The sequence below is a fragment of the Haloparvum alkalitolerans genome (assembly GCF_050122995.1).
GTDB classification, from domain to species: Archaea; Halobacteriota; Halobacteria; order Halobacteriales; family Haloferacaceae; genus Haloparvum; species Haloparvum alkalitolerans.
Genome location: NZ_JBNLIA010000011.1, coordinates 95851 through 108632, shown reverse-complemented (window position 1 = coordinate 108632; position 12782 = coordinate 95851). Strand labels below are relative to the sequence as shown.

The window sequence follows — 12782 nt, the reverse complement described above, 5'->3', positions numbered from 1 at the left end:
GGATCGGCCGCCGATCCGACCGGTAGGGGCCGGCTGCGCGCGGTAACGGCCGCGTACCGTAATTATCTGTTCTGAGAATTTAGACAACGCCTTGATACGTCCCGGATACGGACGGAGGACCAGAAACGGGCGTCACGCCGGCGAGCCGGTGTGGGCGCGCGTTCGTCCAACCATGAACATCAAACAGCTATTCACGGACGACAGGGCAGTCTCGCCGGTCATCGGCGTCATCCTGATGGTCGCCATCACGGTGATCCTCGCGGCCGTCATCGGTACTTTCGTGCTGGGACTGGGTGACAGCGTGCAGCAGAGCAGTCCGAGCGCGAGCTTCGGCTTCGACTTCAACAGCGACACGAACGTGACGATCAGCCACGAGGGTGGGGACTCGATCCCCGGTGAACAGCTCGCGACGACTGCAGACGGGAGTTCCCTGGCCGGCAATGACTGGAACACAACGGGAACCGTAAATGCGGGAACTTCAGTCGAGTTGAATAATTCTGCTAACTGGTCCGGTGAAACGGTCCGCGTGATCTGGACCTCCAACGACGGCAGTTCGAGCCAGACCATCGCCAGCCGCGACGCGCCGACGGTCTGATCCCGAAGATTCCCTTCAGTTTTTGAATTCAGTGCTCCTGTGAGCCACGGGCTCACGGCTCGAAGCAGGGTTATCCGTCCCCGTCGCGTTTCTCTACTGAAGACATGAACATCAAGCAACTATTCTCGGAGGAGCGGGCGGTGTCGCCGGTCATCGGCGTCATCCTGATGGTCGCCATCACGGTGATCCTCGCGGCCGTCATCGGGACGTTCGTGCTGGGGCTGGGCGACTCGCTCCAGCAGAGTTCGCCGAGCGCGAGCTTCGGCTTCGACTACGTCGACAACGGCACCGACTACGACGCCACCGTCACCCACGAGGGCGGGGACAGCGTCCCGATCGACCAGCTGTCGGTCACCTTCACGAACGCGAGCGGCGCCTCGGTCACCGAGGACTGGCAGGGGAGCGGCCCCGTCACCGCCGGCGACGGCAGCACCCACACGAACGTCGGGTCCGGCTCCGACGTGCGGGTGATCTGGACCGCCAACGACGGCAGCTCCAGCCAGACGATCGGTCGCTCGACCGCGCCCAACTGATCGGCGCGCGAACCGCCGCGGTCCCGGCATCGGACCGGCTCCGCGGCGGAGCGACGTCGCTCCGGCGGTCGGGAGGTCCCCCGCGATCCCGGCCGTCTCACGATCGATCGACCGCCGATAGCCGGAAAGAAAGGTCCTGAGAGCGACGCCTATTTATCCGGGTCATCCCATGGTTGCTCCATGCCGACGAATAGCAACGACGAGATCGGACGCAGAGGCTACCTGAAGTTCGCGGGGGCGGCCGCGGCGAGCGTCGGGCTGGCCGGCTGTGCCGGCGACGGCGCGGACATCGACACGCCCACGGAGACGGAGATGGGCGGGGGCGACGAGGACACCGAGACGGAGACGGAGGACACCTCCGACGAGCCGTTCGAGGCCACCGTCACCCAGGGCCAGATGGCGACGACGCTGGACCCGCACAACCACCGCGAGACGTCGACCGACAACGTGCTCCTGCAGGCGTACGACCGCGTGCTCTTCCGCGACGCGGAGGGCCGCATCGTCGAGCGCCTCGCCACCGACTGGGAGCGCGTCGAGGACGGCCACGTGCGCTACACGCTCCGCGAGGGCGTCACCTTCCACAACGGCGACGAGCTCACCCCCGAGGACGTCGCCTACTCCATCCGGCGCGTCGTCGACCCCGAGACCGGGCTGGAGAGCCCCCAGCGCGACCAGCTGGCGGGCATCGTGGACGCGGAGGCCGACGAGGAGGAACACGCCGTTCACGTCTACTCCGACGGCCTCAACCCGATGGTGTTCTCGCTGCAGGCGTCCTACTGCCTGATCCTCCAGCAGTCGTGGGCCGAGGAGCGCTCGCAGGGCGAGATCGCCCAGAACATCAACGGCACCGGTCCGTACCGGCTCGTCAACTACGAGGAGGACGTCTCCGTCGAGTACGAGCGGTACGAGGACTGGTGGGGCGAGGCGCCCGACGTGGACGCGGTCACCTTCCAGGCCGCCGAGGAGTCGAGCGCGCGCGTCTCCGAACTGCAGGCCGGCGAGACGGACCTCATCGTGAACGTGCCGCCGCAGGACGCGCCGACCATCCAGGACGGCGACGCCGGCAGCATCGAGGCGGTCCCGAGCACGCGCGTGCTCTTCCTGGTCCACAACCAGGCGAAGGCCCCGTTCGACAGCGCGGCGTTCCGGCAGGCGATGAACTACGCCATCGACCTGGAGTCGATCATCGAGAACGTGCTCGACGGCTTCGGCGACCCGACCGGTCAGCCCACCCTGTCGGGCTACGTCGGCCACGCGGACGACGTGGACCCGTACCCGACCGACGCCGCGGAGGCCGAGGCGCTGATCGAGGAGTCCGGCTACGCGGGCGAGGAGATCACCCTCCACACGCCCGTCGGGCGCTACCTCGGCGACGTGAACGTCGCGCAGGCGGCCGCGGGCTACATCGACGACCTCTCGAACGTCTCCTGCTCGGTCGAGCAGCGCGACTTCGGCTCGCTCGCCAGCGAGATCCTGGACGGGTCACGCGACACCTCGCCCGCCTTCTTCCTCATCGGCTGGGGGAACACCACCTTCGACGCCAGCCAGACGATCCTCCCGTGGCTCACGAGCGGCGGGTCGATCAGCCACTGGGACCAGTCGAACGTCGACGGGTGGATGGAGGACGCGGGCAACGAGTCCGACGAGGAGGCGCGCGCGGAGCTGATGGCCGACTCGAACCGGACGGTCAGCGAGGAGGCCGCGTGGACGTTCCTGCACCGTCAGTACAGCGTCTACGGCATCAGCAACCGCATCGAGTGGAACGCCCGCGAGGACGAACAGATCTCGGTCGAGGAGTTCACACGGGCCTGACCCGACGGTCATCTACTCGATGTCTCTCGCAAAGTTCCTCGTTCGACGCAGCCTCCAGGGGCTGTTCGTCATCTGGGGGGTCGTCACCGCCGTCTTCATGCTGCGGTTCGTCACCCCCGGCAGCCCGGTCGACTTCGTCGCGCCGCTCGACGCCTCGCCCGAACTCCGTGCACGCATCGCGGCCGAACTGGGCCTCGACCAGCCGATGTACGTCCAGTACCTCGATTACCTCTGGGGCCTGCTGCAGCTCGATATGGGGTACTCGTACATCTCGAGTACGCCCGCCGCGGCGCGGGTGTTCGCGCGCCTGCCGGCGACCGTCGAGCTGGCGGTGGCGGCGACGGTCGTCGCCGTCGTCTTCTCGATCCCGCTGGGCGTCATCTCGGCGACCAACCGGCACGAGCCGGCCGACTACGCCGCGACCGGCTTCTCGCTGGTCGGCATCTCGACCCCGAACTTCTGGCTCGGGATCATGCTGGTGCTGCTCGTGTCGGTCCAGCTCGGCTGGTTCCCGACCGGCCGGCGCGCCATCGGGCTCTGGCCGGCGGTCCAGCTGATCTGGCAGGAGGGGACTCTCGCCGGCATCCTCGTCTGGCTCAGGTACATCACCCTTCCGGCGATCACGCTCGGAACGTACTTCACGGCGCTCATCACGCGGCTCACGCGGTCGGGGATGCTCGACGAGCTCGGCAAGGAGTACGTCCGCGCGGCCCGCGCGAAGGGGCTCCCGGAGACGCTCGTGCGCTACAAGCACGCGCTCCGCAACACGCTGATCCCGATCATCACGATCCTCGGCCTCCAGCTCGGGACCCTCATCGGCGGCGCGGTGATCACCGAGGCGGTGTTCACCTGGCCCGGTCTCGGCACGCTCGTCATCGACGCGATCAACTCCCGCGACTGGCCGATAATCCAGGGGTCGCTGATCGTCATCGGCGCCGGCTTCGTGATCGTCAACACGATCGTCGACGGACTGTACGCGTACGTCAACCCGCAGGTGGTCTACGAATGATCTCTCGTCTCGCCGCACACACGAACGCGCGCTGTGGCGCCCCCGCGCGCCACGTGGTGGTACCGTGATCTCCGACCGACTCAAGCGGAACCTGAAAAAGGAGTTCCGCAACAGCCTGCTCGCGAAGGTCGGCGTGTTTCTGATGCTGCTCGTCGTCCTCTCGGCGACGTTCGCGCCGCTTCTGGCGCCGCACAACCCGACCCAGACGAACCCAGAGCAGGCACAGCTCCCGCCGCTCGGCTTCGAGTCCGAACGGGAGACCAGCGAGTTCGTCGACGGCGAAGTCCAGACCGTGAGCCGCTCGGTCGAGGGGTCGCTGGAGCACCCGATGGGGACCGACGCGGTCGGCCGCGACATGGCCTCGCGGATCCTCTACGGCGCCCGCACGTCGCTGCTGGTCGGGCTGATCGGCTCGGCGGTCGCCGCCATCACCGGCGTCACGGTGGGGCTCACCGCGGGCTACTACGGCGGCCGGATCGACGACGGGCTGATGCGCTTCGCGGACGTGATGCTGGCGTTCCCGTCGCTCGTGCTCGCGGTCGCGCTCGTCGGACTGTTGGGGCCGCTGACGCTCCCGATACCCGACCCGTTCGTGACCGCCGGGCTCGCGGACGGGATGCCGGAGACGTTCGTCTTCCCCGTGACCGTGACGCTCGTCGTCGCGCTGGTGAACTGGGTGTGGTTCGCCCGGATCGCTCGCGGGGAGGCGCTCTCGCTTCGACAGGAGGAGTACGTGAAAGCCGCCCGCAGCATGGGCGCCAGCGACGGGCGGATCATCCTCAGACACGTCCTGCCCAACAGCTTCACGCCGATCCTCGTGTTGGCGACCATTCAGGTCGCCGCGATCATCCTGCTGGAGTCGGCGCTGTCGTTCCTCGGCTTCTCGGGGACGAACCTCTCGTGGGGCTTCGACATCGCGCAGGGCCGCAACTACCTCGCGACCTCGTGGTGGATCGCCTCCATCCCCGGGCTGGCCATCGTCGCCGCCGTCATCGGGATCAACCTGATCGGCGACTGGCTCCGTGACGCGTTAGACCCCGGCATCGAGGGCGAGTCGGGGGGGATGTAGATGGCCGACGACGACATCCCCGACACGGTGGCGACCTCCGAGGAGGACCTCCTCCGCGTGGAGAACCTCGAGACGCGCTTCTTCACCGAGGAGGGACAGGTCAACGCCGTCGACGGCGTCTCCTTCGCGGTGCGTGAAAGCGACGTGTTCGGCATCGTCGGCGAGTCCGGCTCCGGCAAGTCGGTCACCGCGCTGTCGCTTCTGGACCTCGTGGAGTCGCCCGGCCGTATCACCGGCGGCCACATCTGGTACCGGAACGCGGACCTGGCCGAGGAGCATCGCGAGCGCACGCCCGAGGCGGTCGACGGCGAGTTCGTGGACGTGCTCCAGCTCTCCGAGGGGGAGCGTCGCGCGCTGCGCGGCCCCTCCTTCTCGATGATCTTCCAGGACGCCATGTCGGCGTTCAACCCCTCGCTCACGGTGGGCGAGCAGATCGCCGAAGCGGTCGAGGTGCAGCGCCGCGCCGAGGCGAACCCCCGGTCCGTGCGCTCGAAGACGCAGGGGTACGGGCTCGGGAGCTACCTCTCGGGGCTCGTGCTCCCCCAGCGCGACTTCGTCAACCGACAGAGCAAGCTGGAGGCGATCGAACTGCTGGAGAAGGTCGGCATCCCCGACCCCGCCGAGCGCGCCGACGAGTACCCGAGCCAGTTCTCGGGCGGCATGCTCCAGCGCGCGATGATCGCGATGGCGCTCGCCGGCGAGCCGGACGTGCTGGTCGCCGACGAGCCGACGACCGCGCTCGACGTGACCATCCAGGCGCAGATCCTCAACCTGCTGAAGGACCTGCAGGCCGAGACGGACATGAGCATCGTCCTGATCACGCACAACCTCGGCGTCGTCGCGCGGATGTGCGACCGCGTCGGCGTGATGTACGCCGGCGAGATCGTCGAGCGCGGCACGCTCGAGGACGTGTTCGACGACCCGGTCCACCCGTACACCCAGGGGCTGCTCGGCTCGGTCCCCGACCTCGACAGACCGGGCGATCGACTCCACCCCATCAAGGGGAACGTCCCCGACCTGATCGACTCGCACATGGACGACCGGTGCTACTTCGCGGACCGGTGTCCGAAGGCGATGGAGCGCTGTCTGGACCCGCCGGGCGAGCGACAGGTGGGCGGTGAGCACGCCGCCCGCTGCGTCCTCGTCGACGGCGAGTACGACGAGAGCGAGGCGCTCGCGGACGGCTACTTCGAGGGACCGGCCGCCGGCGACTCGGCGGCGGGCGAGGGATCGACCGCGGACGCCGCGGCCGAGGAGGCGACGAGCGATGACTGACCACGACGAGCCACACGACGACGCCGCCCGCCGCACCGACGAGCCGCTCGTCTCAGTGCGGGGGCTGGAGAAGTACTACTACGAGCAGGACACGCTGATCGACCGCCTGCTCCGCAACGACCCGGTGTCGATCAAGGCAGTCGACGGCGTCGACTTCGACGTCTATCCCGGCGAGACGCTGGGCGTGGTCGGCGAGTCCGGCTGCGGGAAGTCGACGACCGCGGAGACGCTGATGCGCCTGCGCGAGCCGACCGGCGGCTCCGTCACCTTCGACGGCGAGGAGGTGTTCGAGATGGACGGCGACCGGCTCTCCGAGTTCCGGAAGCGCGCGCAGGTGATGTTCCAGGACCCCTTCTCCAGCCTGGACCCGCGGATGACCGCCGGGCAGATAATCCGCGAGCCGCTGGAGATCCACGGCGTCGGCACCCGCGAGGAGCGCCGCGAGCGCGCCGCCGACCTCCTGGAGCGCGTCGGCCTCTCGGCGGACCAGACCGACCGCTACCCCCACGAGTTCTCCGGCGGCCAGCGCCAGCGGATCGGGTTCGCCCGCGCGCTCGCGCTCGAACCGGAGTTCATCGTGCTCGACGAGCCGGTCTCCGCGCTCGACGTGAGCGTGCAGGCGCAGGTGCTCAACCTGCTGTCGGACATGCAGGCGGAGTTCGACCTCACCTACCTGTTCATCGCGCACGACCTCTCCGTCGTCCGCCACATCTGCGACCGCGTCGCGGTGATGTACCTCGGCGAGGTCGTCGAGATCGGGCCGGTCGACGAGATCTTCGAGGACCCGGACCACCCCTACACCGAGGCGCTGCTGGAGAGCGTGCCGCGCGCGGACACCGACGAGCGCGACCGCGAGGTGCAGGCGCTGCGCGGCGACGTGCCCTCGCCGCGGAACCCGCCCTCGGGCTGCTCGTTCCGGACGCGCTGTCCGAAGGTGATCCCGCCCGAGGAGGTCGACCTCCCGCAGCGGACGTACACCGACGTGACGACGCTCCGGAACCGGATCGAGCGCGAGGGGCTCGACTTGGAGTTCGTCTGGGAGTTCGCGGGCGACCCCGACCGCGAGGACGTGTCCGCGTTCAAGGAGACGATGCGCGAGGAGCTGTTCGAGTCGTTCGAGGAGGACGTCACGGGCGAGGACGCGGCCGTCCTCGACGAGGCGTTCGAGGCGCTGGCCGCGGACGAAGAGGAGACGGCCGCCGAGATCCTGCGCGAGCGCTACGCCTCGGTCTGCGAGGCGGTGAACCCCGAACTGCCCGACAGCGCTCACCCCGCGGCCTGTCACCTGCGCGACCAGCCCGCCGACGTGCGCGAGGCGGTCGCGGCGTGGGAGGCGGAGGGAGACGACGCGCCCGCCGGCGCGGTCGGCGACGGCGCGCCCGCCGAGGACGCCGGCTCGTCGGCGGACTGATCGCCGGAACCGGTCCGATCGTTTTTCGAGGAGCGTTTTTCGCCGTGAACGGCGACGTCGCGGGGTGTGCCGTCAGGACTCGCGCCACTTGTGGCCGCACTCGACGCAGGTGAACAGCCGCACCTCGTAGGAGCCGCCCGGCTTCGGCAGCATCTCGTAGCGGGCCCGGTCGCCGTCGCAGTCGTCCGCCGGACAGGGCTCCCGCATCGTCTCGGTCGAGTCGTGGCCCGCGTCGGCCACGTCCGGTGCCCCGTCGTCCCGCTGCCCGTCCTGCGTCGTCATCGCCGCCTCCGCTTGCGAGTTCCGCGGCTCCTGGTTCTCACAGGAGCGACACACCCACGCGTCGCCCTCCGTGTGCATCAGCGAACCACAGTCGTCACAGAATCGCATCTGAACGACGGATACGCGCGTGTCGGATAAATGTGTTAACGAAGCCGCGGGAACGGGAGGGAGTCCCACTGATCCGCGTCGCCCCGCACTGCACCGCCACACCGCCTTGTACCGCCCCGCACCGTGACGGACCGTCTACCCGGTGTTCTTCATCCCGGCCGCGATGCCGTTGACGGTCAGCCGGAGGGTTCGCTCCTCCGCGTCGGTGCGGTGGGTCTGTTCGAGCAGGTGCGCCTGCAGCACGTTCAGGGGGTCGACGTAGGGGTTCCGGCGGTCGAGGCTCTCGCCGAGCCACTCGCGGCGGACGAGTTCCTCGCGCCCGGAGATCTCGCGGACGAGTTCGACGCCACGCTCGTACTCCCCCTTCAGTTCCGGGAAGAAGCGCTCGCGGAGGTCCTCGTCCGCGAGGGCGGCGTACTCGCTGGCGATCTCCATGTCGGTGCGCGCCATCGCCATCGCGGCGTTGTCGAGCGTCGTGCGGAAGAACGGCCACTCGTCGTACATCTCGCGGAGGGTGTCCAGGTCGCCGCCGTCGTCGAGGTAGGCGTCGATGCCGGTCGCGAGCGCGTACCAGCCCGGCAGGATACACCGGGTCTGGGTCCACGAGAACACCCACGGGATCGCGCGGAGGTCCTCGACGCTGCGGTCCTCCGAGCGGGAGGCCGGCCGCGAGCCGAGGTTGAGGTCCTCGATGACGGTGATCGGCGTCGCCTGCTCGAAGTAGGAGACGAAGCCGTCCGACTCCAGCAGGTCCCGGTAGGTCTGGCGGGCGGTCGGCGCCATCGTCTCCATCGCGTCGATCCACGCGTCGGGGATCGCCTCCTCGGGTTCCTCGGTCGCCTCGTGGCGGGCGCGGATCTGCGCGTCGAGCATCTGCTCCAGTTCGCGCTCGGCGATGCGGGGGTTGGCGTACTTCTCGGCGATGGCCTCGCCCTGCTCGGTGAACTTCACCTGCCCGGTGACCGTCTCGTTGGGCAGCGCCAGCAGCGCCTCGTTCATCGGCCCGCCGCCCCGGGAGATAGAGCCGCCGCGGCCGTGGAACAGGCGGAGGGTCACGTCCTCGGCCTCGCAGAAGCGCGCGAGGCGACGCTGGTTCTTGAACAGGTCCCAGTTGGCCGCGAGGAAGCCGTTCTCCTTGTTGGAGTCGGAGTAGCCGAGCATCACCTCCTGGACGCCGCCGCGGGTTTCCAGCGCCTCCGCGTACGCCTCGTTCTCGAACAGCGTCCCCATGATGCGCTCGGCGCCGTTGAGCGCGGACTCCGTCTCAAGCAGGGGCACCACGTCGAGCCCGCAGTGGTCCGGCAGGGAGACGACGCCGGCCTGGTCGGCGAGGAACAGCACCTCCAACACGTGGCTCGGCTCCTCGGTCATCGAGATGCAGTAAGTGTCGATGGCCTCGACGCCGAACTCCGACTGCCACTCGCCGAGCGCGGTGAACCGCTCCAGCACGCGGGCGGCCGTGTCGGACACCGCGCCCGGCTCCGCGGGGTCGACGACCGACTCGTCCTGGAGGATCGCCTCCGTGAGGAACTCGGCGCGTTCGTCCTCGTCCATCTCGCCGTAGTCGATGCCTTCCTCCGCGGCGGCCTCCGCGACCGCCTCGGTGTGGTTCTCGCGGTGGTCGCGCAGGTCCAGCGAGGCCAGCGAGAAACCGAACGTGTCGATCCGGCGGCGGAGCGGGTCCAGATACGTCTCCACGAGTTCCGCGTTGCGGTCCGCCGAGAGGCTGTCCGCGACGGCGTTCACGTCGTCCAGAAGCTCGTCGGGGCCCTCGTAGCCGCCGGGGCGCACGTCGCCGACGCGGTCGAGGCGCTCGCGCATCAGCCGGAGCTTCTGTCGGTACGGCTCGTCGGGATAGCGCTCGACGGCCTCCTCGGTGATCCGCGGGAAGCGGTCGCGGTCCGCGGTCAGCGACCGCTCGAAGGCGGCGGTCGTCCCGTAGCGGTCGCCGTCCTGGCTGAACACCGCCGAGAGCCGCTTCAGCTCCTCGCGGTAGCGCTCGATGACGACCGCGCGCTGCCGCTCCAGCGTCTCGGTCGTCACGTCCGGCGTGACGAAGGGGTTGCCGTCGCGGTCCGACCCGGCCCACGACCGGAACTCGAACAGCTTCGGCACGTCGAGGTCGGTCTCGTAGCCGGCGCTCCCGTCCCCGCCGGTCCCGCCGTCGGTCGCCCCGCCATTCGCGTCGGCGGAGGCGACCGCGTCGGGGAGGCCGTCGCCGTCCCCCGCGGTCAGCGCCTCGGCCACGTCGTCGTAGATGGTGCCGACCACGTCGTAGAGCGTGTTCTCGAGGTACCACTGGACGTTGCGCGCCTCGTCCTCCGGCTCCGGGCGGCGTCCGCGGACCTGCCTGGTCCCCCAGAGGCTCGTCACCTCGGCGTCGATGCGGCGCCACAGGTCGGCCCGCTCGCCGTCGGTGAGGTTTCGCTCGTCGAGCTCCTCCAGATGGCCCGCGATCGACCGGAGCTTCGCTTTCACGGTGCCGCGACGGGCCTCCGTCGGGTGGGCGGTGAACGTCGGCTCGATGAGCACGTCGTCGAGCAGGTCGCGCAACTCCGCGGCGTCGACCCCGTCCTCGGCGAGGTCGGCGGCCGTCCGCGAGAGCGCGTCCGGTAGCGCGTCCTCCTGTCGGCCGTTGCGCACGGCGCGGACGCGCTCGCGCTCCTCCGCAAGGTTGATCAGCTCGAAGTACGTCGTGAACGCGCGGGCGACGATGCTCTCTTCCTCCGGCGAGAGCTCGTCCAGTTCCGCCCGAAGGGCCTCGCGGGAGTCGAGGTCCCCCTCTCGGTACGCGATCGCCGCGGTCCGGAGGTCCTCGACGGTCTCGAAGGCCTCGGTCGAGGTCTGTTCCGACAGCACGTCGCCGAGCAGGGCGCCCAGCTCCCGAACGTCCTGCCGCACGCTCCTGTTGTGCAACTCCATGGCAAGGAGTATCACGCCCGCCCGGTTAAAAACACGTATGAGGCGAAGAATTGCCTCGCCTATGAGTTAATCATGAAGGACCGACCGTCACGCAGGCGTGCGTTTCTCGATCCGGTACGCCGCGCCGTCGAACGCGACCGTCACCGCCTCCCGGTCGTAGCCGACCGCGTTCGTCGCGACGCTGCGGCTCGTCCGGAGGCGGATCCGGTCGAGGGCCTCTCGTAGCTCCGACCGGAACGCGAGCGTGTTGCGGAAGCCGGCGTACCACGGCTGCATCACCTGCTCGGGGATGAGCCGGCGGTCGAACCCCGCCTCGGTCGCGTCCGCCGCGACGCGCTCGGCGACCAGGTCCCGGGGGCGCTCCGCGTCCGCGCGGGTCTGGTCCGTAACGACCAGCTCCCCCCCGGGGCGCTCCGTCTCGGCGTCGGTCGTCGGGGTGACGACCGTCTCGTCGCCGACGAGTTCGAACAGCGCGGCCGGGTCGCGGTCGTCGACCGAGATCCCGACGCGCGCCGCGTAGGTGCCGCCCCCGAGGTGACTGACGCCGTCGGTGCCGCCGAACACCAGCGCTTCCCGTCGCTCCGTCTCCCCGGTGTCGAGCCCGTCGCCGCCGTAGAACGTTCGGTCCCACGTCTCGGTGTCGCCGGGCTGCACGAAGCCCATCGGCTGGTTGATCCCCCGCGGGGCGATGTGGAACCACTCGCCGTCGACCAACTTGTGGAGGCTCCAGTCGTAGGGGTTCCCGCCCGCGATCTCCTCGCCGTGGTTGACGTACGTGAACCGGATCCGGCCGGGCGTCTCGACGCGCTCGGCGCTCGGGTACAGGTACGTCGGCGTCGACGCGTCCGCCTCGTGGAACCAGCGCTCGCTCGTCCCGTCGCTCGCCCAGGTGCCCGCGAGGTCCGGCACCGTCCGGTCGGCGAACCGGGAGTCGGCGCTCGGCCCGGGCGCGCCGCGCTCCCACAGGGTGATCGCGAAGCCGCCCTCCGGGGCGGACTGCCGGTAGCGCGCGGGCTGGAGGCTCCCCTCCCCCTCCCGGTGGCCGACGACGACGTACTCGCCGTACAGCGTGTCCCCCGGTTCGAGTCGGAGCACCTCCGGCAGGTCCGGGTGCGTGACCCCCGCAGCGGGCCGCCAGACGCCGGCGTCGGTGCGCTCGACGCTCGGGTCCGTCTCGATCAGGTCGCTCTCGGCGGTCGGGAGCAGCTGAAGGTCGCCGCGATAGCTCGTGTCCCGTAGCTCCACGTCGGCGTACTCCGCCGCGTCGGCCCGCAGCGGCGCGTGGAACGGCGGAATGTCGAGAAATCGGACGTGTTCCACGAACGGCGACTCGTTGGTCGCCGTGGCGGCGATCCGGGCCGGGCCCTCCGCGCTCGCCGACGAGAGGACGCGGAGCCGCACCGCGACGCCCTCGTCGGTCCGGTAGCGGACCCCGGTCAGCGCCCCGGCGCGGTCGGCTCCGGGCATGGTCAGTCGCTCGAACTGCGCGAACCCGTCCCCATCGGGGAGGTCGAGGTGGTCGTGCTGCTCGCCGGCCGGCGGGGGCGTCGCGACGCTCGGCGCCCCGTCGGTCGGGGGGCGGTCCGTCACTGCGTCGGTCGCGGGGTCGGTCGTGCGGGTAGCGGGGTCGTTCTCGGCCGGGTCGTCGGCCGCGTTACAGCCGGCCAGGCCGGCGGTGCCGGCCGCGAGGAGGGCGAGGAGTCGGCGACGCTGCATGGACGGACGGTCGGCCGCCCACGATAAATGCCTTCAGGAGGCACAAACGG

At 69.8% G+C, this 12782-nt stretch carries 10 protein-coding genes; 7 read left to right on the top strand and 3 right to left on the bottom strand.

Annotated features, from left to right (window positions below):
• Window positions 1-172: 172 nt before the first annotated feature.
• The 7 genes from ACQE3L_RS10825 (at window position 173) to ACQE3L_RS10795 (ending at window position 7704) form a co-directional block, all read left to right on the top strand.
• Window positions 173-595 (top strand): type IV pilin domain-containing protein, encoded by a 423-nt coding sequence (locus ACQE3L_RS10825; RefSeq protein WP_426963797.1) that lies wholly within the window; start codon window positions 173-175, stop codon window positions 593-595.
• A 104-nt stretch (window positions 596-699) separates the two neighbouring features.
• Window positions 700-1128, top strand: a complete 429-nt coding sequence (locus ACQE3L_RS10820; protein WP_426963796.1) for a type IV pilin domain-containing protein — start codon at window positions 700-702, stop codon at window positions 1126-1128.
• Window positions 1129-1308: 180 nt separating this feature from the next.
• Window positions 1309-2940, top strand: a complete 1632-nt coding sequence (locus ACQE3L_RS10815; RefSeq protein ID WP_426963795.1) for an ABC transporter substrate-binding protein — start codon at window positions 1309-1311, stop codon at window positions 2938-2940.
• Window positions 2941-2959: 19 nt separating this feature from the next.
• Window positions 2960-3949: an ABC transporter permease gene (locus ACQE3L_RS10810; protein WP_426963794.1), complete on the top strand. Its 990-nt coding sequence runs from the start codon at window positions 2960-2962 to the stop codon at window positions 3947-3949.
• Between the two features lie 64 nt (window positions 3950-4013).
• Window positions 4014-5018 (top strand): ABC transporter permease, encoded by a 1005-nt coding sequence (locus tag ACQE3L_RS10805; protein WP_426963793.1) that lies wholly within the window; start codon window positions 4014-4016, stop codon window positions 5016-5018.
• Window positions 5019-6293 carry an ABC transporter ATP-binding protein gene (locus ACQE3L_RS10800; protein WP_426963792.1) on the top strand — a complete coding sequence of 425 codons (1275 nt, stop codon included), beginning with the start codon at window positions 5019-5021 and terminating at the stop codon, window positions 6291-6293.
• Complete coding sequence (locus ACQE3L_RS10795) at window positions 6286-7704, top strand: ABC transporter ATP-binding protein (RefSeq protein WP_426963791.1); 1419 nt, start codon at window positions 6286-6288, stop codon at window positions 7702-7704. Before ACQE3L_RS10800 ends, ACQE3L_RS10795 begins: the two co-directional genes overlap by 8 nt.
• Window positions 7705-7776: 72 nt before the next feature.
• On the opposite strand, the gene ACQE3L_RS10790 is transcribed toward ACQE3L_RS10795, so the two are convergent.
• The 3 genes from ACQE3L_RS10790 to ACQE3L_RS10780 form a co-directional block, all read right to left on the bottom strand.
• Window positions 7777-8094 carry an RPA12/RPB9/RPC11 RNA polymerase family protein gene (locus ACQE3L_RS10790; RefSeq protein ID WP_426963790.1) on the bottom strand — a complete coding sequence of 106 codons (318 nt, stop codon included), beginning with the start codon at window positions 8092-8094 and terminating at the stop codon, window positions 7777-7779.
• 135 nt (window positions 8095-8229) lie between these two features.
• Complete coding sequence (locus tag ACQE3L_RS10785; RefSeq protein WP_426963789.1) at window positions 8230-11016, bottom strand: phosphoenolpyruvate carboxylase; 2787 nt, start codon at window positions 11014-11016, stop codon at window positions 8230-8232.
• 87 nt (window positions 11017-11103) lie between these two features.
• Window positions 11104-12732, bottom strand: a complete 1629-nt coding sequence (locus ACQE3L_RS10780; protein WP_426963788.1) for a hypothetical protein — start codon at window positions 12730-12732, stop codon at window positions 11104-11106.
• Between the last annotated feature and the right edge of the window lie 50 nt (window positions 12733-12782).